Below are 23255 nucleotides of genomic sequence, written 5' to 3'. Positions count from 1 at the left end.
GGTGCGCCCAAGAGTGGTATTTTGTTAGATGGATGTGGAAATGGAAGACTTGGTAAGTGTAGATAACCTGACGTTCTCCCGCGGTGATCGGTTGATTTACCAGGATATTTCCCTTCGTCTGAGAAAGGGTAAAACCACCGCCATTATGGGCCCCAGCGGTATAGGTAAAACCACACTGCTTAAGCTAATTGGTGGTCAGCTGCGTCCGGATAGCGGTGATATTCGCTTTAAAGGTGAATCGATTCCCGGTATGGGACGTAAACGCTTGTTTGAGGTACGCCGACAAATGAGCATGTTGTTTCAAAGTGGTGCCCTGTTTACTGATATCTCAGTGTTTGACAATGTTGCCTACCCACTTCGTGAGCATACAAACCTTTCTGAACAATTAATTCGTTTACTGGTACTGATGAAATTGCAGGCAGTTGGGTTACGCGGTGCCGCCGCAATGATGCCCAGCGAGCTTTCCGGCGGCATGGCGAGGCGTGCTGCACTGGCCAGGGCTATTGCTTTAGACCCTGAACTGATTATGTATGACGAGCCATTCGCTGGTCAGGATCCTATTTCTATGGGCGTGTTGGTGAAGTTAATTAAAGAACTGAATGACGCCCTGAGTCTGACGAGCGTGGTGGTTACTCATGATGTCACGGAAGTGATGTCTATTGCTGACTATGTCTACATTCTGGCGGACAAACAGATTATTGGTGAAGGTACGCCAGAACAAATCCGTTCCCATCAGTCACCTCTGGTTCAGCAGTTCCTGCTTGGACGTGCCGATGGACCCGTGCCTTTTCATTATCCTGCCGAGAACATTGCGCAGCAGTTGTTGGAGAATTATTGATGGAATGGTTTGCACGCCTTGGCAGGTCTACTTTGCAGGGCTTAGCAGGGTTAGGTCGGGCAGCTTATTTGTTAGTGGGCGCGCTGGTTGCCAGGCCGCAGCTTAAAAATATCCCACTGACTATCAGGCAAATGTATGTAGTTGGTGTGCAGTCGCTGCTGATCATTATCGTGTCTGGCGCCTTTATCGGTATGGTACTGGCACTGCAGGCGTATACCGTGTTGGTAGATTACGGTGCAGAGGAAAGCCTGGGGCCGATGGTGGCGTTGTCATTGTTGCGCGAGTTGGGGCCCGTGGTAACGGCGTTGCTATTCGCTGGGCGGGCCGGATCCGCCCTGACCGCTGAAATTGGCTTAATGAAAGCCACCGAACAACTAAGCAGCCTGGAAATGATGGCGGTAGATCCGCTCAGACGCATTATCGCGCCCAGATTGTGGGCGGGTGTGATTTCTATGCCCATGTTGGCCATTATCTTCAGTGCCGTGGGGATACTGGGGGGCCAGGTCGTGGGTGTTGACTGGTTAGGGGTGGATTCCGGTAGTTACTGGTCAGTGATGCAGGCGGCGGTAGAATTTGACGAAGATATTATGAATGGCGTGATAAAGAGCCTGGTGTTTGCCTTTGTGGTGACCTGGATAGCAGTGTTTAGAGGTTATGACTCTGTGCCTACGTCCGAAGGCATTAGCCAGGCGACCACCCAGACAGTGGTGTATTCATCACTGGCGGTACTGGGATTGGATTTTGTTTTGACAGCATTAATGTTTGGTACGCATTGACAGGGGGTTGGCAATGAATTCGAGAAAGATTGAAGTACTTGTTGGGTTGTTTGTGGCATTGGCTGCCGCTGCGCTCATCATGCTGGCCCTGAAAGTGGCGGACCGAGGCCTGAGTGGCAATGGTGAAACCTATATACTCAAGGCCAAGTTTGACAATATCGGTGGGTTGAAAGTGCGCTCACCGGTAAAAGTCGGTGGGGTGGTCATTGGCAGGGTAGGTAATATCAGCCTGGATGATGATGATTTTACTCCTGTTGTGACATTGATCATAGGTAAGGAATTCGACAAGTTTCCGCAGACCAGTTCAGTGTCTATTCTTACTTCTGGGCTGCTTGGAGAGCAGTATGTAGGGCTACAGCCAGGTTTTATGCTGGATGAGAACGATGTCCTGAAACCGGGCCAGTATATTGAAGACACTAAGTCGGCTCTGGTTCTTGAAGATTTGATCGGCCAGTTCCTGTTCAGTCGCAATAATGACTGAGGCCAAGAATTCTAGTTTGCGTGGAGAGAAATATGTTAGTTAAGAAACTACTGTCCTGGTTCGCCGTTGCGGCAATGGTAGTATCCTGTCAGGTCGTGGCCCAGGAGTCGGATGATCCCTATCAATTGTTGTCTACTGTGGCGACTAAGACGTTTGATCGTATAAAAGGGGAAAGAGGGGACATTCAGGCTAACCCTGAACTGCTGCGCCAGATTATGGAGCAGGAGCTGTTGCCTTATATCGATTATAAGTTTGCTGCCCTTAAAGTCTTAGGTAAGCATTTTAAATCGGTGCCTCGTGAGCGCATTCCTGAGTATGTACAAGTGTTTCGTGATTATCTGGTCACAACTTATGCACTGGCACTAGCACAATATGACAACCAGACGGTGGAGTTTGAGCCAAACCGTGGTGAACTGGACGAAGACCGGGTGGTAACAGTACGGGCATTGATCAAAGAGCCTGGCAGACCTGACATCAAGCTGGCCTTTAAAGTGCGTAAGAGTAACAACACCGAGCAATGGAAAGCCTATGACATGGTGGCAGAAGGCATCAGTATGTTGTCCAGTAAGCAAAGTGAACTGGAAGGCATTATTCGTCAGGATGGCATTGATGCGGTGATTAAACTGATGAAAGAGAAAAATGCTCAGCCGATTAACCTGCAAAAAGTGGCCAAGGATAACGCATGAGCGGGCTGAGCCTCAGGGCCCAATCACAGCCGGGTCAGTTTGATTTGAGCGGCAGTCTCACCCGTGACCATGTGATGGGCCTGGCATCTGCGTGTCAGCAGCTATGGAAACATAACAGTCTGGTGCTGGATTTGGCCGGGATTCAGCAGTCAGACATGGCTGGCCTGGCCTGGTTGGTGCAACTGGTGGGAGAGGCACATAAACAGAAAGTCGAGGTGCAGTTGCATAACTTGCCAGTTACTTTACGCAAGTTAGCAAAAATCAGCGACGTGGAATCACTTTTGCCGTTACAATAACCAGCCTGTGTCACAGGCTGGAAGTTCTCGTCATGCCAATCAATCAAATCGAACAATTACTCAGAGATGCCCTGGAACTGAGTGAATTGTATGTAAAGGGAGAAGGCTCCCATTTCCAGGTAATTGCGGTATCCACTGTGTTTGACGGCGTCAGCCGGGTCAAGAAACAACAGATGGTCTACGGCCCCCTTTCTGCCCTGATTGCCGATGGCACAGTTCACGCCCTTTCCATTAAAGCTTTTACGCCCGAAGAGTGGCAGCGTGAACGCAAATTTATTATGCCGGAGTAATTAGTGGATAAATTACTAATCAAAGGAAATGGACCGCTAAGCGGTTCGGTGCGCATTTCAGGTGCGAAAAATGCCGCTTTACCCCTGTTGATGGCTGGCTTGTTAACTGACCAGCCCTGTATTTTTACCAATGTGCCTGCGCTACGTGATATCAAAACGACGCTGGCCTTGTTGGAACAATTAGGTGCCAGGGTAAGCCATACAGAAGACACTGTCAGCATTGATGCCAGTGAAATTACCAATCTTATTGCGCCTTATGAACTGGTTAAAACCATGCGCGCTTCGATTTTGGTGCTGGGGCCGCTATTGGCAAAATTTGGACGGGCGCAGGTGTCCTTACCCGGTGGATGTGCCATTGGCGCCAGGCCGGTGAATCTGCATCTTAGCGGCCTTGAGCAAATGGGCGCCAAAATTGAAGTGGATGCCGGATACATAACCGCTGAGGTGGAAGGTCGTCTGCAAGGCGCTAACATTTTTATGGATATGGTCAGTGTCGGCGCAACAGAGAATCTGATGATGGCGGCCGTGCTTGCCGAAGGCACCACTATTCTGGAAAACGCCGCACGTGAACCTGAAATTGTTGACCTGGCTAACTGCCTGAACAGTATGGGGGCCAATGTCAGCGGTGCAGGAACCGATAAAATCCAAATCCAGGGCGTGGCGTCACTCAATGGTTGCCATCATAGGGTATTACCGGACCGCATCGAGACAGGCACCTTCTTGGTTGCTGCGGCAGCAACTGGTGGACAGATTCGTTGTGAACAGGCTGCGCCAGATACCCTGGAAGCCGTACTGAGTAAATTAAAGGAAGCCGGCGCCACTATCACTGTAGGTGATGATTGGATTGAACTGGATATGCAAGGCAAGTCACCTAAGAGCGTTAATATAAAAACCGCTCCGCATCCTGGGTTTCCTACCGACATGCAGGCTCAGTTTGTGGCGCTTAACTGTGTCGCCAGTGGCACTGGCGTGGTAACTGAGACTATTTTTGAAAACCGCTTTATGCATGTTCCTGAACTGCAACGCATGGGCGCTAAGATTGATTTGGAAGCCAACAGCGCAGTGTGTCGCGGTGGTTCAAAACTCAAGGGGGCGCAGGTGATGGCCACCGATCTACGTGCTTCTGCCAGCCTGGTGATTGCCGGCCTGGTGGCCAAGGGCGAAACTCTGGTTGACCGGATTTATCATTTGGATCGTGGTTACGAGAAAATTGAAGTTAAGCTGGGTGGTGTGGGCGCTAAAATTGAACGGGTTAAGTGACCCCACATAACCTGACTAGAAAGGCCGCATTGCGGCCTTTTTTGTTTGGGTCTAACTACTGGTTAATTCAGATACTTTCACGGTAACGCTGACGGTGGTGCGCTTTTTGTCTTCGTCCTCTCGCAGAAGTTCAAAGGTTAACTCGGAGCCAGGGGCGGTTTCTGCAACCTGATCCAGGGTTTTAAAGGTACTTTCGATGGGCTTGCCGTCAATTTTTACCAGAATGTCGCCAGTACGGATACCGTAGCGCGCCGCCGGACCTAAAGGGTCCACACCGGTGACCAGAATGCCGGCGTCACTGATAATTTCCGCACCGCTAATGCCCAGATAGCCTCTGATCACCCGGCCATGGGCAATAATATCGTCCATAACCCGTTTGGCCAGTGCATAAGGCACAGCAAAGAATATGCCGGCCACATCCTTTATGCGGCGGTTGCGATCCAGGGTTTTGAAATTGGCATTATTGATGCCCACTAATGTGCCGTTGCTGTCCACCAGTGCGCCACCGGAGTTGCCTTCATTCAGTACCGCATCCATCTGGATAAAATCGGCGTAGTTGGCGTTACTGACATAGTTACTCAGTCCACCACGGCCAGTGGCGCTGATAATGCCCTGGGTAATGGTTTGACCAAGGTTGTAGGGATTACCAATAGCTAATACCAAGTCACCAACCCGGGTGTTGTACTGTTCGCTCTGGGGGATAACCGGCAGATTTTCGTCTGTTACTTTCAGTACTGCCAAATCTGTGTGGGGGTCCTGTCCCACTAAGGAGGCTTCAAGTATACGGCCATCCTGTAACATCACATTAATGCGTTCAGCATCTTTAATTACGTGGTAGCAGGTCAGGATATGGCCGTTAAACGTCATAATCACACCTGAGCCCAAACTGGTGCGTTCAATAGGCTGGCGGCGATAATACAGTGGCCTGGTGTCGTAGCTGGTGCTGTAAATATTTACTACGGCAGGCGCGGCTTTGCCTATGGCCTCGGCAAAACTCAATGGCGGGGGCTTACTTCCTGCACTTTGAAACAGGTTGAAGCTTAGGCCTGCATTGTTGCGTAACTCTGGCATAGCCAGCAGCAGAATGCCTGCAACAAAAATGCCCAGCAATATGGACTTAATCAAGAAAACGAGCCAACTTGAATTTTTCACGGGCGCTGATGATGATTCAAAACTGCCCAGAGGATAGCATTGTCATGCAGTGGATGACAGTATCAAGGCGCAGCACTGAGTAATAAGCAAGATACTGTTATGACAGAAAAAAGGCTGCCGGGAGGCAGCCTTTTGGTGGCAATCTGGTGCGAATTAACGAATCACCAGATAGAGCGAGCTCTTACCTCGCTTGATATTCAGGGCTACCACGCCTTCATTGTCACGCAGGTAACTGCGCAACTCACTGACATTCTGAATACGTTGGCGGTTGATGCCTACTATTACATCGCCATTCTGTAATCCCAGCCTTTCAGCAGGCGAACGACTGGCGATATCTGAGACTAACACACCATTGATACCGTCTTCCGTTTTACCATCGGACAGATTCGCACCTTCAAGGAAGGGGTGAATTTCACTGGCGGCGACATTAGCAGAGGTGTAATCACCCAGGGTGACTTCCACATTCTTGCGTTTACCATCGCGCAGCAGCCCTAGTTTCACCTTGCTTCCAGCGCCTAATGTGCCTATTTTAGCGCGCAGTTCGGTGAAGCTGCGGATATCCTTGCCATCAATGGACAAAATAATATCACCCGGTTCAATACCGCCTTTTTCCGCCGCTGAACCGGCATTCACTTCGCGTACAAATGCACCTTGGTGTACATCCAGGTCCATGGCCTTGGCTAGTTCGGAATCCAGGTCGCCACCAAGAATGCCCAGCAGACCGCGGCGAATTTCACCAAATTCAATTAACTGATCAGACAGGTTCTTCATCATATTGGAAGGAATGGCAAAACCAATCCCGACGTTGCCGCCGTTGGGGCCGTAAATGGCGGTATTGATCCCCACCAGTTCGCCGCGCAGGTTAACCAGGGCGCCACCTGAATTACCACGGTTGATGGCCGCATCGGTTTGAATAAAGTCTTCATAACCTTCGATATTAAGACCACTGCGGCCCAGCGCACTGACAATCCCGGAGGTAACTGTTTGGGTCAGGCCAAAGGGGTTACCTATGGCCACCACAAAATCACCAACCCGAAGCTGGTCTGAATCGGCCACTTTAACTGCATGCAGGTTGTCGGCCTTGACCTGCAGTAAGGCAATATCGCTTTGCTCGTCAGAGCCTAGTTTTTTGGCTTCCAGCTCCCGGCCGTCAACCAGTGTGACGGTGATTTTATCGGCCTGATCCACCACATGGTTGTTGGTGATGATATAGCCTTTGTCTGCGTCAATAATGACGCCGGAACCCAGGCCGCGGAACGGACGTTCCTGCACTTGCTCATCTGGTGCGTTGGGGCCAAAAAAGAAGCGGAACATTTCCGGCACTCTTTGTCTGGACACCTGCGTGCCAGCCACCGAGATGCTGACGACTGCGGGTTTCACTTCCTCCAGCATCGGAGCCAATGATGGCACCTTATCGTCGTCGCCGAAAAACGGAATGGCGGCGCTGGTAGTGAATGACGCACTGGCCATGGCCAGTGCACTGATGGCAAATACCTTGGTGATGTTTCGTCCAAAGGCTGTTTTCATTGCTGCTATTTCTCCAGGCTGATTCAAGGACAAAAGTATTCAACAGACACAGTGGGCGGGTAGAAAGTTCAATGCAAATTTAGTCCGCAGACGATGACGTGCTTTTACCGGTACCTTTAAACAAACCCGTCCCGGCATTGGCATAATCCCTGGGTTGATAGTCTGTGGTCTGGCTGACCGGTTGTTGTTTTTTACTTTGATTGCGCAAATAGGCTGACGCCTGCTCGCCAAAATAATTGAGCTGAGGCTTGTCCTGTTCAGTGTCCACCTGAGTCAGCAGAGACTCATAGTTCTCCATCTGGCTCTTAAGCATCTCGCTTTGTTGGTCGATAGTAGCCAGCATCTGACGACATTCACTGATATGGATAGCGGCCTGCTCTGACATCAAGCGTTTGATGTCCTGCTCTATCGCCATACCGGATTGCTTGTCACCCGATTTGTTCAGGCTGTATCTGGCCGCAAAAAAGCCGATGACAGCCCCGCACACCAGCAGCAAGAGTCCTACTATCCAGTCCATAACCTCTCCCCCAAATAAACAACAAAAAGCACGCGGCGTGCAAACATGGTGGCAGTGGAAAACGGCATTTGCCGCTATCAAGCGATCAAAGTGCAGATTTTACCGCCGACACCCTTTACTTAATAATACCCGCTACGCAAACTATGCGGCCAGTTTATTTTTATTCAAGCATTCGGCCGTCCGTTGGGACATATTTGAGTCGATTGGCATCATCAGTGGATCGCGACACATGTTATCTATGACCCCGTGGCAAAAATACCAGCAGGATCTGCAATCGCCGGACTTTTTTGCCGATTCTGCGCAGGAGAATGCGGTTCGGCATCTGCAGGAACTGTATGAAAAGTTGTTGGTGGAAAAGCCCAAGAAGGGCGTGACGGGGCGTTTGAAAGGGCTATTCAGCAGAGGTCAACCTGCCCCGGTTCAAGGTCTGTATTTTTGGGGCGGGGTAGGACGGGGTAAAACCTATCTGGTGGATACCTTCTTTGAATGCTTACCGTTCGAGCACAAGATGCGCATTCACTTTCATCGTTTTATGCATAAGGTGCATCATGAACTTAAGGCCCTGGCTGGCCAGTCTGATCCCCTGAAAACCGTAGCGAGACGCTTTGCTAAAGAAGCCAGAGTGATCTGTTTTGACGAGTTTTTTGTGTCGGACATCACCGATGCGATGATTTTAGGTACCTTGATGGAGGAACTGTTCAGTCATGGTATCGTGCTGGTTGCCACCTCCAATATTGTGCCGGATGAGTTGTACCGAAATGGTTTGCAGCGGGCCAGGTTCCTGCCTGCCATTCATTTGATTAAGCAGCACTGCGCTGTGGTGAATGTCGACAGCGGTACTGATTACCGGCTTCGGGCTCTCGAACAAGCAGAAATTTATCATCATCCACTGGACACAGATGCCACGGAAAATTTGCACAGATACTTTATCCAGTTGGCACCGGAAGAAGGTACTCAACACCAACCAATAGAAGTGGAAGGACGTAAAATTCAGAGTCTGCGTGAGGCTGATGGGGTGCTGATGATTGACTTTCGCGCTATCTGTGATGGTCCCCGCAGCCAGGCTGACTATATGGAGCTGAGTCGTTGCTACCACACTGTGCTGGTGGCCAATGTGGAACAAATGGGGCAGCAAGTGGACGATATTGCCCGGCGTTTTATTGCCATGGTGGACGAGTTTTATGAGCGGAATGTCAAATTGATTATGTCGGCGGCGGTGCCGTTAGAGGCACTTTATACCGAGGGGCGTCTGAACTTTGAGTTTAAGCGCTGCCTGAGTCGCCTGAAAGAAATGCAGTCTCACGATTATCTCGCTTTACAGCACCTGCCTTAAATCAAGTTAACCAGGACAGGCAACACCTCTGTTGAAGCCTGTCTTTTGCTAAGACTATTGCTTATTTCATCTGCATTGTACTGTGGGGTAAGCATCGCATTCCTGCGGGTTGCCCAGGCTAGGGTATAAGAACTTATACATAGGTACTGGCGCTACTCTGTCACCTTTGCCAATCCTCTTATAAGCTTATCTCCGTCAAGACCCGAATGTGTAAATTTGTTTAGAGGCAACACCCATGAAAAAGTCAGCTATTGCAGTTATCGCCAGCCTGGTAGGTTTCGTTTTCACTCCTGTGAGCCAAGCCGATATCAACGAAGATTTGCAGAATATCTGCACCATCGTAAAAAACGATGATAAATCTGAACTGCGTAAGAAAGTCAAAAAAGTGCAGGATGACTACAACCTGCGTTTGGGTGACTACTACACAGGGATCAGCTGTGGTGGCAATAGCCTGATTCGCTATGCGATGGAAAATGGCGCCAACGAAGTCGGCACCTTTATGATCAAAAAAATGAGCAAATCTGACCTGACTCAGGCCGAAGCCGATGGGCAACTGCTGCAACAGTGGGCAGAAAGTAATGGCCATATCGCCAGCCCCATAGGTCAGGAATTGTTGGCCAGGATCAACTGATAGAATTTTATCCGGCGTCTCAGATTCAGACTTTCGAACATAAATTAGCTGATTAAACGGATTAAGGCGGCTGGCATCGTCCAGCTTCCACAGGATTGGGCAGCACTCTCTTGAAGGTCTTGACGCCTCTTAATTTGAGAGAGTGCTTTAGCCCAACTTATGCAAAACCCCGCAACTCCGCGGGGTTTTTTATGTCCAGGGATGGACGGTATGCCGGTGTAGCAGGAGCATTCACCGGCGATGTCCAGGGATGGACGGGCAGAAAAACTGCTCCTGCGTTTTCTGCACTATCACCATCCTTGGCGGGCGTATGCCGGTGTAGCAGGAGCATTCACCGGCGATGTCCAGGGATGAGCGGGCAGATAACCGCTCCTGCGTAATCTGCACTTCCGCCATCCCTGGCGGGCGAAGCCAGGCTTATGGCATTTGAAAAACAATAGTTTGAACCCTTGACCACCTTCTTAGGGTCAGTTCAATCTGCCATCTCAACGCCACAACTTCAGCAACTTATCTTTTCTGAAACTTAACAGTAGTAACAACATCCCGATATACACAAGCGGCTGCGTGATATCGGACTTTACCGACCAGATATAGTGCAGGGCAATGAGTCCGGCGGCCAGATAAACCCAGTTATGTAATTTTTGCCAGTTGCGGCCAAGACGGCGCTGGGCGGCTTTGTTTGAGGTCAGTGTCAGGGCCAGCAGAATTATCCAGGCACTGAAACCTACAGTGATATAAGGCCGTTTGACAATTTCACTGAGCAGCAACTGCCATTCCAATTGCAACTCGAACAGAATGTAACTGGCCAGGTGCAGCAGTGCATAGAAGAAAGCATACAACCCCAGTAACCGGCGCACCTGCATAAACTGGCTGATACGAGACCACCTGACCAGTGGCGAAATAATCAGACATAACAACAGCAGGTTAAATGCCCCGATGCCGGTAAAGTGCAAAATGCCCTCTACAGGATCGCCGCCTAGCTGATCCGTACCGGCCCGGTAATAGGTAAGCGAGGCCCAGCCCAGACTGAGTAAGTGAATCAGAGCCTTGAGCCAGAAGATGTTCCTGCGACTCAGTCCTCTAACCATCAGTAATGTTGCCTTAAATCCATACCAGAATAGAGGCTGGCCACTTCGTCATAGCCGTTGAACAGCTGTGTGTCGATTCGGTTACTGGAAAACAGGCCACCTGTGGTGATACGTCTCTCTCTGGCCTGACTCCAGCGTGGGTGATCCACTTTGGGATTAACATTGGCGTAAAAGCCATATTCCTGTGCCGCCAACAGATTCCACGTAGTGGGTGGCTGCTTATCAACCACGCTGATTCGTACAATGGATTTAATGCTTTTAAAGCCATATTTCCAGGGCACCACCAGGCGGATAGGGGCGCCATTCTGTGCCGGCAGGCTTTTACCATAAAGACCTACCGCCAGAAAACTCAGCGGATGTGCAGCTTCGTCTATACGCAGGCCTTCTACATAGGGGTAATCAATACCGCCGCCGCGAAAAGGGTTGCTTTGACCTGGCATCTGCTTAGGGTCGTACAGCGTTTCAAAGGCAACATATTTACCGCTGCTAAGAGGCCGGGCTTTGTTCAACAAGGCATTCAGCGAGAAGCCAACCCAGGGGATCACCATAGACCAGGCTTCGACACAGCGAAGGCGGTAAATGCGTTCTTGCAGTGGAGCAAATTTGAATAGTTCATCAAACGACAGGGTAAAAGGGGTTTCCACCAGGCCATCCACTCTGAGCTGCCAGGGATCGACCTGAAATGCCTGGGCATTAGCCTTGGGATCGCTTTTATCGGTGCCAAATTCATAAAAATTGTTATGGCCGATAACCTTGGCTTCAGGTGTCAGAATCTGGCTTTGCTGTTGCGCCTCAGCATAATCCAGCGCATGAGTTTGAAATCTGGGCTCATCATCGCCAAATAAGCTGATGCCGCTGGCCTGATGCGAGGCCAGCAGCGCTCCGGCACCGATAAAGCCCATTTGCTTTAACAGATGCCGCCTTTGCTGGTAGATTTTTTCGTCTGTTACCTGATTGTCTTTAAGTGTCCAGGATGTGGGGCGCTTAATCAGCATAATGTTTCTGGTTCCGTTAACAGGGATACCAGAGATGACAGGCAAAACGGTTATTTTGTTTCAGCAGCGCCATGCTCAGCTCTTTAACATTTGTTGTAAAGCTTGCTGATTCGGGCTGCAGTCGCCAATATTTTGCGCCACCCAATCCTTGTTGTAGTAGGTTTCAAGATAACGTTCACCGCTGTCGCACAACAGGGTGACAATGGAGCCACCCTTACCCTGTCGGCGCATTTCATCTGCTTTGATCAGCGCCCCCCACATATTGGTGCCGGTTGACGGCCCGACCTTGCGGCCCAACAGGTTTTCCAGCCATAGCATGGTGGCAATACTGGCACCGTCCGCCACCTGCAGCATATCGTCTACCACGCTGGGGACAAACGAGGGTTCAACCCTTGGTCGACCAATACCTTCTATTTTACTGCCACAGGAAGTCAGATTGGCATTGCCGGAGAGAAAGTAGGGGTAGAACACCGAATGGTCTGGATCTACCACCAATAAGCGGGTGTCATAGCATTTATATCTGATATAACGGCCAATAGTGGCACTGGTGCCACCGGTGCCTGCACTCATAACAATCCAAGCCGGGATGGGATGGCGTTCATAATGCATCTGCTCAAAAATACTGCAGGCGATGTTGTTGTTGCCTCGCCAGTCAGTCGCTCGTTCTGCATAAGTAAACTGATCCATATAGTGACCCTTGAGTTCTTTGGCCAGGCGCATGGACTCCGCGTAGATCTGGTCACTTTTTTCAACGAAATGGCATTGTCCGCCATAAAACTCAATTTGCTGAATCTTTCGCTGCGCCGTATGCCTGGGCATGACTGCAATAAAAGGTAAGCCAAGTAGTCGGGCAAAGTAAGCTTCAGATACCGCCGTGCTGCCAGAGGATGACTCGATGATGGTGGTTTGTTGATTAATCCAGCCATTGGTCAGGGCATACAGGTATAACGAACGTGCCAACCGATGTTTCAGACTGCCGGTAGGGTGTGTGCTTTCATCTTTTAAGTAGAAATCAATTTGTTCAAAACCCGGTACTTCGAGTTTGATCAAATGAGTGTCGGAAGAGCGTTGGAAATCCGCCTGAATACTTTCAATGGCCTTGTGAGCCCATTCTCTGCACATATGAAGTATTGCCTTTGTATATGGGGTGGCACTAACCTTTAGCAAAGATGAGTGCGCCAATGTTAAGAATGGGTATAACTTATATCAAAAGGTAGTATTAAATTCGACAACAGCGTAATCAAATTGGGTTATTGCATCGGCACTACACGCGGAGCCGGACGTGTTGTGGTCGGGTTCTGTTGTTCGGTAAAACTGGTTAGTGCCAGCATCGCAACACAAAGCCAAAACAGCCTGAAGAAGAGCTTGTAACGCACTATATAAACTCATGGTTCTGTTACTAGAGCTACAAAGTGTTGCGAGTCACTCAATCCTCCCAGCTAATTTTTTATATTTGAGTTGCCGCGTTTTTCTGCTGGTAAATTAAGATGTTAAGTTTTCGGTGCAGTAGCACATATTGAATAAAATGCAAGCAGTTGCGCCCGGCGGATGACATTTGCCTTGAAATAGCGGACACTTGGCGCCACTTAGTCATTCACATTCATATAAAAAGAGAACTGAAACATGGCTCGCAACTACGTTATTTTGGATAAGGAAGCTCACAAGAAGCTGAAGGTTAAGCAGGATCCCACTCTGGCTCATGGTAAAGCCTCGCACCTGGTTGGTGTGTCTATTCGTGAATTCGCGCGCGCGTCCAGCGCCGTTCCGCTGGTATTGATTAAAGACGAATCTGCCAATCGTTATCATGTGGCCGGTCTGTATGGTTTGAACGAAGGTGTGAACCTGTATTTCTCTGAAGAAGGCTGGCAGAGCCATTTCGCCCCATTAAATCTGCAGCGTTATCCTTTTGATGTGCGTCCCAATGGTGAACAGCTGTCTATCTTTATTGACAAAGACAGTGAGCTGGTGGGCGAAGATGACGGTTTTGAGCTGTTTAAAGAAGATGGTTCAGTATCCGAGTACCTGGAAAGCCGCCAGCGTATGTTGTCTGATCTGGTTAACAGCGAAAACGTAACCCAGGAATTTGTTAAGCAACTGGTGGATCTGGATCTGGTTGATGAAGTGCGCCTGGGCATTCGTTATGCCAATGGCGAGCAACGCCAATTGGTGGGTTTATACAACGTCAGCGAAGAGAAACTGCTGAAGTTGGACGACGAGCAGGTACTGAAATTGCACCGCAACGGTTTCCTTGGTGCTATCTATGCCATGCTGGGTTCTATGGGCCAACTGAACCGCCTGGTGCAGTTTTCGCAAAAATCTGAACAGCCTATTGCCTCTATCCAGATTCTGCCTAAAGAACAGGCCGAAGCTCAGCCTGCTGAAGCAGAAAAAGCTAACTAATAAAAATGGGGCGGTATCGCTAGTCCGCCCCACTTGTCCTCTCCTGTCTATAGTAAAAATTCTTAAATCAGTACATCGATACTCACCAGCTACCACTTTTCTCCACCTTATCAATTACTTCCACAAAACCCTTGATATATCTGGCTTACAGCCCGGAAAAGCGCAGATTTTTATTCCTTGACACTCTGTACTGGGGATACCTAAACTGTCATTTGTGGGTAAAAGTGGCAGAAAGTGGAAAAAATAACTTTAAAAGGCATGGGGAATGTTCCGCGGCGCTAACGCAATCAGTCTGGATAACAAAGGACGTGTAACGATTCCAACTCGTTACCGGCAGTCTTTGCTGGATGATTGTCAGGGACAGCTGGTGTGTACCATAGATAGTCAGCAACCCTGTCTGCTGCTTTACCCACTTACCGAATGGGAAGAAATTGAGCAAAAGCTGGCTCGCCTGTCCAGTATGAACCCCCATGAACGCCGGTTGCAACGCCTGCTTTTGGGTTATGCGCTGGAAGGCAATATGGATAACAGCGGGCGTTTTTTGTTGTCAGGGCCTCTGCGCCAGCATGCCAGGCTGGATAAACAGGTCATGTTGGTTGGCCAGCTCAATAAATTTGAGATTTGGGACGCAGAAATCTGGCAACAGCAAATTCATGCTGATATTGAAACCGAACAGCAGGGCGGTTTCGAATTAACCGAGAGACTTCAGGACTTTTCATTCTAATGTCCACCGATTTTGTTCATCAGTCGGTGTTACTGCAGGAATCCGTTGAGGCGTTAGCAGTAAAACCAGACGGCATCTACCTCGACGCGACTTTTGGCCGCGGCGGGCATTCGCGTGCCATTTTGGCTAACCTGGGCGAAACTGGCCGTCTTATCGGGCTGGACCGCGATCCTCAGGCTATACAGGCCGCTCAGGCACTTGCTGATGACAAGCGTTTTCAGATTTTCCATTGCGCTTTTTCCAATCTATTGAATGTGGTTGAAGAGCTGGGCTTGGTGGGCAAAGTTGACGGTATCTTGATGGATCTGGGGGTCTCTTCACCACAACTGGATGACCCCGAACGTGGCTTTAGTTTTATGCGTGACGGTCCACTGGATATGCGCATGGACACCACCCGGGGGATCAGTGCCGCCCAATGGCTGGCACAGGCGGATCTGGAAGAAATCGTACCGGTACTCAAAGAATACGGAGAAGAGCGCTTCGCAAGGCGTATTGCACATGCCATTGTGACCACCCGTGACGAGCAGCCCCTGACCCGCACCAGACAATTGGCGGAGCTTATCGATCAGGCGGTGCCATTTAAAGACAAACATAAGCACCCGGCCACTCGCAGTTTCCAGGCTATCCGTATTTTTATTAACCGCGAGCTGGATGAAGTCACAGACACGTTAAAACATGCTCTGACCGCATTAAATTCCGGTGGTCGCCTGGCCGTTATCAGCTTCCATTCACTGGAAGATCGGCTGGTGAAGCGCTTTATGCGTGAGCAGAGCCGGGGGCGTCAGGTGCCACACGGCTTGCCATTGACCGAGGCAGAGTTGAACGCCAGCAAAGCCATGAAGCTGGTGGGCAAGGCTATTATGCCGTCCGAAGCTGAGCTGTCGGTTAACAACCGGGCTCGAAGTTCGGTGCTCAGGGTGGCGGAAAAGCTATGAAAGATGGCCAAACCCAATTCAGCTTGGTTGGGCTGATATGGACTGACCTGACTCGCCACCCCGGGCGGGTTTTGTTGTATTTAATGGTACTGGGAAGTGCAGCTGCGGTGATTCTCAGTTCTCACCACAACCGTCAACTGACCATTGTGCATGAACAGCTTATGCAACAGCGTGATCAACTGGATGTGGAATGGCGGCATCTGTTGCTTGAGCAAAGCGCACTGACCGAACACAACCGGGTGGAAACGCTGGTGCGCAAGCAACTGAATATGCGTCGGCCGCAACCTGAAGACGAAGTAGTGGTGAGAATAAAATGAGCACCGCCGGTCAAGCCAAGAAAAACCAAAAGCCACGCCTGGTGGAATGGCGTTTTATGCTGGTGGCCTTCGTGGTGGTCTGCGTGTTTGCGACTTTGGTCGCCAGGGCGGCCTATATTCAGGTTATCGAGCCGGATTCACTGATTCAGCAGGGTGATAATCGAACCAAACGTACCCGCTATACCCAGGCTCACCGAGGCAATATTACCGATCGTAACGGTGAAGAGCTGGCGGTCAGTGTGCCGGTGCGGGCTATTTATGCCGACCCTAAGCTGGTTCATGATAACGGCGGATTTGCCGATTTGCGCCGTTGGCAAGCCTTGGCAGAAGTGTTGGGACAAGATTTAAAAGATATTCGTGCCAAGCTTGGCGACCCTAAAAAGCGTTTTGTTTATATTCAGCGCCAGGTCTCTCCCGCCATGGCCGATTATGTTGAACAACTGGATTTACCCGGAATCTACCTACGCAACGAATCGCGCCGCTATTACCCTGTGGGGGAAGTATCCGCGCAGTTAATCGGTTTTACCGATGTGGATGACAGGGGCATTGAAGGCATCGAGCGGCTTTACAACGACTGGTTAACCGGCACACCGGGTGAACGTAAAATTCGCCGCGATGCCAAAGGGCGTCAGGTTGAAATTCTTGATGAAACACAAAGTGAACCCGGCAAGGATTTACAACTCACCATAGATCAGCGCATTCAGGCGCTTGCATATAAAGAGCTGAAACAGGCAGTGGGTACTTACAAAGCGGCTTCTGGTTCCGTGGTGGTAGTGGATATCCACAGTGGTGAAATTCTGGCGATGGTGAATAGCCCATCGTTCAACCCCAATAACCGGGTCGGCGTGTCGCCGCATCGGATCCGCAATCGCGCCATTACCGACACCTTTGAACCAGGTTCTACGGCCAAGCCATTAGCGGTATTGGCGGCGTTGGAATTTGGCAGTGTCAAACTGGATGAAGTCATTGATACATCGCCAGGATGGATGCGCCTGGGGGGCAGCCTGGTACAGGATGCACGCAATTACGGCGAGATGGATTTGACCGGTATTATCCGTAAGTCCAGCAACATGGGCACGTCTAAACTGGCGTTGTCTGTACCTAAAGAACACTTTATCGAACTCTATTACCAGATGGGACTGATTGGCGATACCGGCACGCATCTGGTCGGTGAAAGCGGCGGGATTTTTCACGACAGATCCCGTTGGTCTCAGCATGAACTGGCAGCCTTGTCCTTCGGTTACAACATCGCTGTGACGTCAATGCAACTGGCGCGCATGTATTCCGTGATAGGTTCAGGCGGGATTAAGCGCCCATTGTCCATTATCAAGTCCAATCAGACTGTGCCATCAGAGCGAGTGCTCAGCAAAGGCAATGCGCAGGCCATGGTGCAAATGCTGGAAACTGTAGTACTGGACGGTGGAACGGCAACTAAGGCCAGAGTGCCGGGCTATCGGGTCGCAGGCAAAACCGGTACCAGCCGCAAGGCGGTGGCGGGTGGTTATGGGGAAGAATACGTGAATAACTTTGCCGGTATTGCGCCGGTCTCTGATCCCCAGCTTGTGGTCGTAGTGATGATAAATGAGCCAGGCGGCGATCTTTACCATGGTGGGGATACTGCCGCGCCAACTTTTGCCCGCATAATGGCCGGTGCCCTGCAGCTTCTGAATGTGCCACCAGACGACAAGACGGTGAATTCCCTGGCGTCAGCAGTCAAAGGGGGACGACATGATTCATGATATGACCCTGCGCCAGTTGTTGCTGCCATTTGGTATTGATGCACCCGCCATTGAACTGACAGATATGGTGCTGGACAGCCGTGATGTCGCCATTCATAAACTCTTTGTGGCGCTGATTGGCCACAAACTGGATGGTCGGGATTTTATTCCCCAGGCAATCAGTTTGGGCGCTAAAGCCATCCTGGCTGAAACCACCGAGGCCAGCGCGCACGGTGTCATGGAAATGCGCGAGCAATCGCTGATTGTGCAGTTTTACGGCCTGGCAGAGAAGCTGTCTGCCCTGGCCGCACAATTTTATGCTTATCCGGCCGAGCAACTGCAAGTGGCAGCCGTGACAGGAACAAACGGCAAAACCAGCACAGTGCAGCTTATTGCCCAATTGAGTCAGGCCATGGGCCAGACCGCTGGCACCATAGGCACGTTGGGAGCGGGACTGCTTGGACAAGTGCAAGAAGGTACCAATACCACACCGGATGCCATCAGCATGCATAGGTTGTTGCGCCAGATGCAGGAGAAAGGCGCCGGATTGGTGGCGCTGGAGGCATCGTCTCATGCCCTGGTTCAGCATCGTATCGCCAGTGTCAAAACCGATGTGGCGGTCTTTACCAACCTAACTCGTGACCATCTGGACTATCACGGTGATATGAGTCGCTATGCGGCGGCCAAGCGCCTGTTACTTGAGCAAAAAGGCTTGAAAACCGCAGTGCTGAACCAGCACGAAGGCGAAAGTGAAAACTGGCTGGCGCAGGCCCGCGGACGCATGGATATTGTGTTCTACGGCATGCAGCAAGCCATCTATCCAGAGCAGCCGTATCTGCTGGCAAGCGCTGTAAATTATCAGCCTGATGGTTGCCAAATCAGCATCATCAGCAGCTGGGGTGAGGTACAAATACAGTCCCCTTTGTTAGGGCAATTTAATGTATTGAACCTGCTGGCTGCCATGGCTGTCCAACTCAGCTTTGGTCATTCGTTGCAAAAGGTCGCGAATGCCGTTCAGCACATCAGTACCGTACCAGGTCGGCTTGAGGTCTTTCATCAGCCAAACCTGCCCACATTGGTGGTGGATTATGCCCATACGCCGGATGCTCTAGAGCAGGCCCTGAAAGCCTTGCGGCTGCATACCCAAGGGCGTCTGTTATGCGTGTTTGGTTGTGGTGGTGACAGGGATAAAGGCAAACGACCACTGATGGGAAAAATAGCCGAGCAACTGGCTGATCTGGCCATTATCACCAATGACAACAGCCGTTCTGAACAGCCATTGGCTATTGCCAGGGATATTCAGGCCGGTATGCAGCACCAGGAATCGGCTCTGATTGAACTGGATCGTCAGGCTGCCATCCGCCTGGCGATGAGTGAATGCCAGGCCGGAGATGTGATTCTGCTGGCCGGTAAGGGCCATGAAAACTATCAGATTATTGGCAATAACAAGATCAACTATGACGAGCGGGCCTTCGCATCGGCATTAATAAAGGGGACAAGCGCGTGATCTCTGTAACACTTGAATGGATTGCTGAGCAACTGCAGTCCGAGCTGCAAGGTGAAAACAAGGATATCAGCGGGGTCAGTACCGATACCCGCACTTTGCAAACGGGTGACCTGTTTGTCGCTCTGTCCGGTCCAAATTTTGATGGGCATGGTTTTGTCGAAATGGCAGAACAAAAAGGCGCTGCCGCTTTGATTGTCAGTCAGCCGGTGAAAAGCTGCTTGCCCTTTATTCTGGTGCCGGATACCAAACTGGCGCTGGGTAAACTGGCTGGTGCGGTCAGGCAACTGGTGCCGGTTAAAACCGTTGCCATTACCGGCAGCAGCGGCAAAACCACAGTAAAAGAAATGGTGGCGGCTATTTTGTCTCGCAAGGGCAAAGTGCTGGCCACTCAGGGCAATTTCAATAACGACATTGGTGTGCCCCTGACGCTGCTGCGACTGGAAGCCGATCATCAGTATGCGGTGATAGAGCTGGGGGCAAACCATCTGGGTGAAATTGCCTACACCACGGCATTGACCAGGCCTGATGTGGCCACCATTGTCAATGCCGCCGCCGCTCATTTGGAAGGCTTTGGCAGCCTGTTCGGTGTGGCCAGGGCTAAAAGCGAGATATTCAAAGGCTTACCTGACAATGGCCTGGCGGTGCTGAATGCCGATAGCCAGTTTCTGGCCTTCTGGAAAGGTAAACTGAATCACCTGCGCATTCAGGAATTCGGAGAAGCGGCCGGTGATTTTCATGCTTCTGATGTGGCATTGGGTATGGATGGTTGTGCACAGTTCCAGATGCACACACCCAAAGGTAATTTGGATCTGACCTTGGCCGTTCCGGGTATGCATAATGTTTCCAATGCCTTGTGTGCTGCGGCCCTTGCCATGGAAGTGGGCGCCAGCCTGGAAGACATCAAGATGGGACTGCAGGAGATGGGCCAGGTACGTGGTCGCCTGAATATTAAGGCGCTGACCAATCAGGTCAGGCTGATTGACGATAGCTATAACGCCAACGTCTCCTCTACACAGGCAGCTATTGACTTACTGGCCAGTTTTCCAGGTCGTCGGGTTTTAGTCTTGGGTGACATGGCCGAACTGGGTGAAAAAGCCCGTTTTTACCATGAAGAAATGGGCCAGTATGCGCTATCCAGAGGGGTGGATAACCTTTTCAGTTTGGGCGTATTGAGTCAACAGGCCAGTGACCAGTTTGGTGCAGCGGGGCGACATTTCAGCGAGGTGGACGCCCTGATTGCCTACCTGCAAGGCGAACTGCAAAGCGAACAACGTGATATCAGCATTTTAATTAAGGGCTCGCGTAGCGCACGTATGGAAAGAGTGGTTAAAGCCATCGAGGAGTCTCCCGTGGGAAAGTTTGAACGGGCCAGGGAGCGTATCGCATGCTGATTTGGCTGGCCGAGTGGTTACGGCAGTTCGATACAGGCTTTAACGTATTTTCTTACCTGACGATGCGGGCGATTTTAAGCACCCTGACCGCCCTGGTGATTTCCGTTGTACTGGGTCCACGCATGATACGCTGGTTACAGCATATGCAAATCGGGCAGACGGTCAGAACCGACGGTCCTCAGTCGCATTTGTCCAAATCCGGTACCCCAACCATGGGCGGGGTGCTGATTCTGGCTGCGATCATCAGCAGCACGTTACTTTGGGCCGACCTGACCAACAGGTATGTACTGGTCACCCTGTTTGTGGTGGCCAGTTATGGGGTGATTGGCTTTGTCGACGATTACCGCAAAGTGATTCGCAAGGATGCCAAAGGGTTAATTGCCCGCTGGAAGTATTTCTGGCTGTCTGTGGTGGCTATCCTGGTGGCGTTTTACTTGTACAGCAGCAGCCAGCAGGCCGCAGAAACTGCCTTGTTGGTGCCTTTCTTTAAAGAAGTCATGCCACAACTTGGGTTGATGTATCTGGTGCTGACCTACTTTGTGCTGGTTGGCACCAGCAACGCGGTGAACCTCACCGACGGCCTGGATGGTTTGGCTATTGTGCCGACGATTCTGGTGGCGGGGGCTTTCGCCATCTTTGCCTATGTAACGGGCAATGTGAATTTCTCTGCCTATCTGAATATTCCACATATTCCTCTGACCAGTGAACTGGTGATTGTTTGTACCGCCATTGTCGGCGCCGGGCTGGGCTTTTTGTGGTTCAACACCTATCCGGCCATGGTGTTTATGGGCGATGTCGGTTCGCTGGCATTGGGGGGCGCATTGGGAATTCTGGCGGTGTTGGTTCGCCAGGAACTGGTGTTAGTGATTATGGGGGGGGTGTTTGTAATGGAAGCCCTATCGGTGATTCTGCAGGTGGGCTCGTACAAGCTTCGTGGGCAGCGGATATTTCGTATGGCACCGATTCATCACCACTACGAGCTGAAAGGCTGGCCGGAGCCGAGGGTGATCGTACGTTTTTGGATTATTTCTTTAATTCTGGTGTTGGTGGGTCTGGCCACCCTTAAACTCAGGTAGCAGGACGAATAGTGAACTATAAGCTGGTCGACAAACAAGTAGCAGTAGTAGGGCTGGGCCTGACCGGGCAGTCTTGCGTGCGCTTTTTGTTGGCACAAGGCGCTAAAGTCACGGCTTATGACAGTCGTCCACACCTGGATGTTCAGCTACCCGAGGATGTGGAAGTGCATCTTGGGCCCTTTGATGCCAACGAACTTAGCCAGGCGCAACTGATTTTGCTTAGCCCCGGGTTGCCATTGGCTGCCCCTGCTATACAGGCTGTCAAAGCCGCAGGTGTCGAGGTGATCGGTGATATAGAGCTGTTTGCCCGTTTTAACTGCAAACCTGTGCTGGCGATCACCGGTTCCAACGGCAAAAGTACGGTGACCACGCTGGTACGTGACATGCTGCAAGCCAGCGGTATTAAAACCGCCATGGGCGGTAATATCGGCACACCGGCGCTGGATTTACTCGCTCAGGATTATGATGTGGCTGTGCTGGAGCTGTCCAGTTTCCAACTTGAGACCACATATAGTCTGGCACCCACGGCTGCCACCATCCTGAATATCAGCCCTGATCATCTTGACCGCTATGCTGACCTTGCCGCCTACCGGCAAGCAAAACTGCGTATTTATGCTCAGGCCGCACTTTGTGTTTACAGTCGTCTGGATGCCCTAACTCGTCCCGAGCACAGTGCAAATCTCATCAGTTTTGGTCTTGACTCACAAGCTGATGGGTTGGGTTATCAATCTGACAGCGGCTGGATCTTAAATCAGGGGGAAGCACTGCTGAATGTGCATCAGTGCAGCCTGGTAGGCGAACATAATCTGCTGAATATACAGGCCGCCGCAGCATTGGCGCTGGCAGGTGGTGCCACAACTGAAGGTATTCGTACCGCCTGTGGCAGTTTTAAAAGTCTGCCACATCGCTGCGAGCTGGTGCGTGAGCACCGTGGTGTGCGTTGGGTGGACGATTCCAAAGGCACTAATATTGGCGCTACCGAGGCGGCTATTAACGGCTTGCGCGGGCAAGTGCCGGGTAAGCTGCTGTTGATTGCTGGTGGGGATGGTAAAGGGGCGGACTTTAACGAATTGCTTCCCAGTCTGGCCAAGGTGGACAAACTTATCTGTCTGGGTAAAGACGGTCCGGCTATAGCGGCATTAAAATCCGGTGCTGAGCTGGTAGACAGTATGGCCAAGGCCGTTGCTCTGGCCGATAGCCTGGCTGACAGCGGTGATATGGTGCTGCTGTCCCCGGCTTGTGCCAGTCTGGATATGTTTGATAACTACCATCACCGTGGTCAGGTGTTTGCCCAGGCTGTGGAGGCATTGCCATGAA

24 protein-coding genes are annotated in these 23255 nt (G+C 50.9%); 18 read left to right on the top strand and 6 right to left on the bottom strand.

The window, feature by feature from the left end:
• Nucleotides 1-40: 40 nt before the first annotated feature.
• From ABD028_RS09350 to murA, 7 genes are read left to right on the top strand one after another with little or no spacing between them, the layout of a single operon-like run.
• Nucleotides 41-838 (top strand): ATP-binding cassette domain-containing protein, encoded by a 798-nt coding sequence (locus tag ABD028_RS09350; RefSeq protein ID WP_102797329.1) that lies wholly within the window; start codon nt 41-43, stop codon nt 836-838.
• A complete protein-coding gene (gene mlaE / locus ABD028_RS09345; RefSeq protein WP_102797264.1) occupies nt 838-1614 on the top strand; it encodes a lipid asymmetry maintenance ABC transporter permease subunit MlaE in 777 nt (258 codons plus the stop codon). Before ABD028_RS09350 ends, mlaE begins: the two co-directional genes overlap by 1 nt.
• 13 nt (nt 1615-1627) lie before the next feature.
• Complete coding sequence (gene mlaD, locus ABD028_RS09340; protein ID WP_102797263.1) at nt 1628-2095, top strand: outer membrane lipid asymmetry maintenance protein MlaD; 468 nt, start codon at nt 1628-1630, stop codon at nt 2093-2095.
• 32 nt (nt 2096-2127) lie between these two features.
• Nucleotides 2128-2781: an MlaC/ttg2D family ABC transporter substrate-binding protein gene (locus ABD028_RS09335; protein WP_172449388.1), complete on the top strand. Its 654-nt coding sequence runs from the start codon at nt 2128-2130 to the stop codon at nt 2779-2781.
• Entirely contained in the window at nt 2778-3077 is a 300-nt protein-coding gene (locus tag ABD028_RS09330) for an STAS domain-containing protein (RefSeq protein WP_102797262.1), read from the top strand. The genes ABD028_RS09335 and ABD028_RS09330 overlap by 4 nt, the downstream gene beginning before the upstream one ends.
• A gap of 32 nt (nt 3078-3109) precedes the next feature.
• Nucleotides 3110-3367, top strand: a complete 258-nt coding sequence (locus ABD028_RS09325; protein ID WP_102797261.1) for a BolA family protein — start codon at nt 3110-3112, stop codon at nt 3365-3367.
• 3 nt (nt 3368-3370) lie between these two features.
• Nucleotides 3371-4627 carry a UDP-N-acetylglucosamine 1-carboxyvinyltransferase gene (murA, locus tag ABD028_RS09320; protein ID WP_343844398.1) on the top strand — a complete coding sequence of 419 codons (1257 nt, stop codon included), beginning with the start codon at nt 3371-3373 and terminating at the stop codon, nt 4625-4627.
• 51 nt (nt 4628-4678) lie between these two features.
• Here the strand turns inward: murA and ABD028_RS09315 are convergent, their stop codons facing one another.
• The 3 genes from ABD028_RS09315 to ABD028_RS09305 all read right to left on the bottom strand — a co-directional run bounded on the left by ABD028_RS09315 (nt 4679) and on the right by ABD028_RS09305 (nt 7823).
• Nucleotides 4679-5779, bottom strand: a complete 1101-nt coding sequence (locus ABD028_RS09315; RefSeq protein ID WP_102797259.1) for a trypsin-like peptidase domain-containing protein — start codon at nt 5777-5779, stop codon at nt 4679-4681.
• 153 nt (nt 5780-5932) lie between these two features.
• Nucleotides 5933-7306 carry a Do family serine endopeptidase gene (locus tag ABD028_RS09310; RefSeq protein WP_425542093.1) on the bottom strand — a complete coding sequence of 458 codons (1374 nt, stop codon included), beginning with the start codon at nt 7304-7306 and terminating at the stop codon, nt 5933-5935.
• Between the two features lie 79 nt (nt 7307-7385).
• The gene (locus ABD028_RS09305; RefSeq protein ID WP_102797257.1) at nt 7386-7823 is read right to left on the bottom strand and encodes a ZapG family protein; all 438 of its coding nucleotides are present in this window, start codon (nt 7821-7823) and stop codon (nt 7386-7388) included.
• A 238-nt stretch (nt 7824-8061) separates the two neighbouring features.
• Between ABD028_RS09305 and zapE the strand changes: the two genes are divergently transcribed.
• On the top strand, nt 8062-9156 hold the full coding sequence (gene zapE / locus ABD028_RS09300; RefSeq protein WP_281259796.1) for a cell division protein ZapE: 1095 nt from the start codon (nt 8062-8064) through the stop codon (nt 9154-9156).
• Nucleotides 9157-9391: 235 nt separating this feature from the next.
• Nucleotides 9392-9787, top strand: a complete 396-nt coding sequence (locus tag ABD028_RS09295; RefSeq protein ID WP_102797255.1) for a DUF3718 domain-containing protein — start codon at nt 9392-9394, stop codon at nt 9785-9787.
• A gap of 485 nt (nt 9788-10272) precedes the next feature.
• Here ABD028_RS09295 and msrQ read toward each other — a convergent pair whose 3' ends face one another.
• From msrQ to ABD028_RS09280, 3 genes are all read right to left on the bottom strand, one after another.
• Nucleotides 10273-10875, bottom strand: coding sequence for a protein-methionine-sulfoxide reductase heme-binding subunit MsrQ (msrQ, locus tag ABD028_RS09290; protein WP_343844397.1), 603 nt, complete (start codon nt 10873-10875; stop codon nt 10273-10275).
• The gene (gene msrP / locus ABD028_RS09285) at nt 10875-11870 is read right to left on the bottom strand and encodes a protein-methionine-sulfoxide reductase catalytic subunit MsrP (protein ID WP_343844396.1); all 996 of its coding nucleotides are present in this window, start codon (nt 11868-11870) and stop codon (nt 10875-10877) included. The genes msrQ and msrP overlap by 1 nt, the downstream gene beginning before the upstream one ends.
• Before the next feature lie 75 nt (nt 11871-11945).
• Nucleotides 11946-12992: a PLP-dependent cysteine synthase family protein gene (locus ABD028_RS09280; protein ID WP_343844395.1), complete on the bottom strand. Its 1047-nt coding sequence runs from the start codon at nt 12990-12992 to the stop codon at nt 11946-11948.
• Nucleotides 12993-13493: 501 nt separating this feature from the next.
• Here ABD028_RS09280 and ABD028_RS09275 point away from each other — a divergent pair.
• From ABD028_RS09275 to murD, 9 genes are all read left to right on the top strand, one after another.
• Complete coding sequence (locus ABD028_RS09275; RefSeq protein WP_102797251.1) at nt 13494-14270, top strand: SapC family protein; 777 nt, start codon at nt 13494-13496, stop codon at nt 14268-14270.
• 265 nt (nt 14271-14535) lie between these two features.
• The gene (gene mraZ, locus ABD028_RS09270) at nt 14536-14994 is read left to right on the top strand and encodes a division/cell wall cluster transcriptional repressor MraZ (RefSeq protein WP_102797250.1); all 459 of its coding nucleotides are present in this window, start codon (nt 14536-14538) and stop codon (nt 14992-14994) included.
• Nucleotides 14994-15929 (top strand): 16S rRNA (cytosine(1402)-N(4))-methyltransferase RsmH, encoded by a 936-nt coding sequence (gene rsmH, locus ABD028_RS09265; protein ID WP_343844392.1) that lies wholly within the window; start codon nt 14994-14996, stop codon nt 15927-15929. Before mraZ ends, rsmH begins: the two co-directional genes overlap by 1 nt.
• Nucleotides 15926-16246 (top strand): cell division protein FtsL, encoded by a 321-nt coding sequence (gene ftsL / locus ABD028_RS09260; protein ID WP_102797248.1) that lies wholly within the window; start codon nt 15926-15928, stop codon nt 16244-16246. Before rsmH ends, ftsL begins: the two co-directional genes overlap by 4 nt.
• Nucleotides 16243-17985, top strand: a complete 1743-nt coding sequence (locus ABD028_RS09255) for a peptidoglycan D,D-transpeptidase FtsI family protein (RefSeq protein ID WP_343844389.1) — start codon at nt 16243-16245, stop codon at nt 17983-17985. Before ftsL ends, ABD028_RS09255 begins: the two co-directional genes overlap by 4 nt.
• Nucleotides 17975-19471, top strand: a complete 1497-nt coding sequence (gene murE / locus ABD028_RS09250) for a UDP-N-acetylmuramoyl-L-alanyl-D-glutamate--2,6-diaminopimelate ligase (protein WP_343844388.1) — start codon at nt 17975-17977, stop codon at nt 19469-19471. Before ABD028_RS09255 ends, murE begins: the two co-directional genes overlap by 11 nt.
• The gene (locus tag ABD028_RS09245; RefSeq protein WP_343844386.1) at nt 19468-20862 is read left to right on the top strand and encodes a UDP-N-acetylmuramoyl-tripeptide--D-alanyl-D-alanine ligase; all 1395 of its coding nucleotides are present in this window, start codon (nt 19468-19470) and stop codon (nt 20860-20862) included. The genes murE and ABD028_RS09245 overlap by 4 nt, the downstream gene beginning before the upstream one ends.
• Nucleotides 20856-21938, top strand: a complete 1083-nt coding sequence (mraY, locus tag ABD028_RS09240) for a phospho-N-acetylmuramoyl-pentapeptide-transferase (RefSeq protein ID WP_102797244.1) — start codon at nt 20856-20858, stop codon at nt 21936-21938. The genes ABD028_RS09245 and mraY overlap by 7 nt, the downstream gene beginning before the upstream one ends.
• Nucleotides 21939-21946: 8 nt before the next feature.
• Entirely contained in the window at nt 21947-23254 is a 1308-nt protein-coding gene (gene murD / locus ABD028_RS09235; protein ID WP_343844466.1) for a UDP-N-acetylmuramoyl-L-alanine--D-glutamate ligase, read from the top strand.
• The last annotated feature ends 1 nt before the right edge of the window (nt 23255 follow it).

It is taken from the genome of Bowmanella denitrificans, assembly GCF_039522935.1.
In the GTDB taxonomy this organism is placed as follows: Bacteria; Pseudomonadota; Gammaproteobacteria; order Enterobacterales; family Alteromonadaceae; genus Bowmanella; species Bowmanella denitrificans.
The sequence above is the reverse complement of the archived record's forward strand: the minus strand, read 5'-3'. Positions and strand labels throughout refer to the sequence as shown.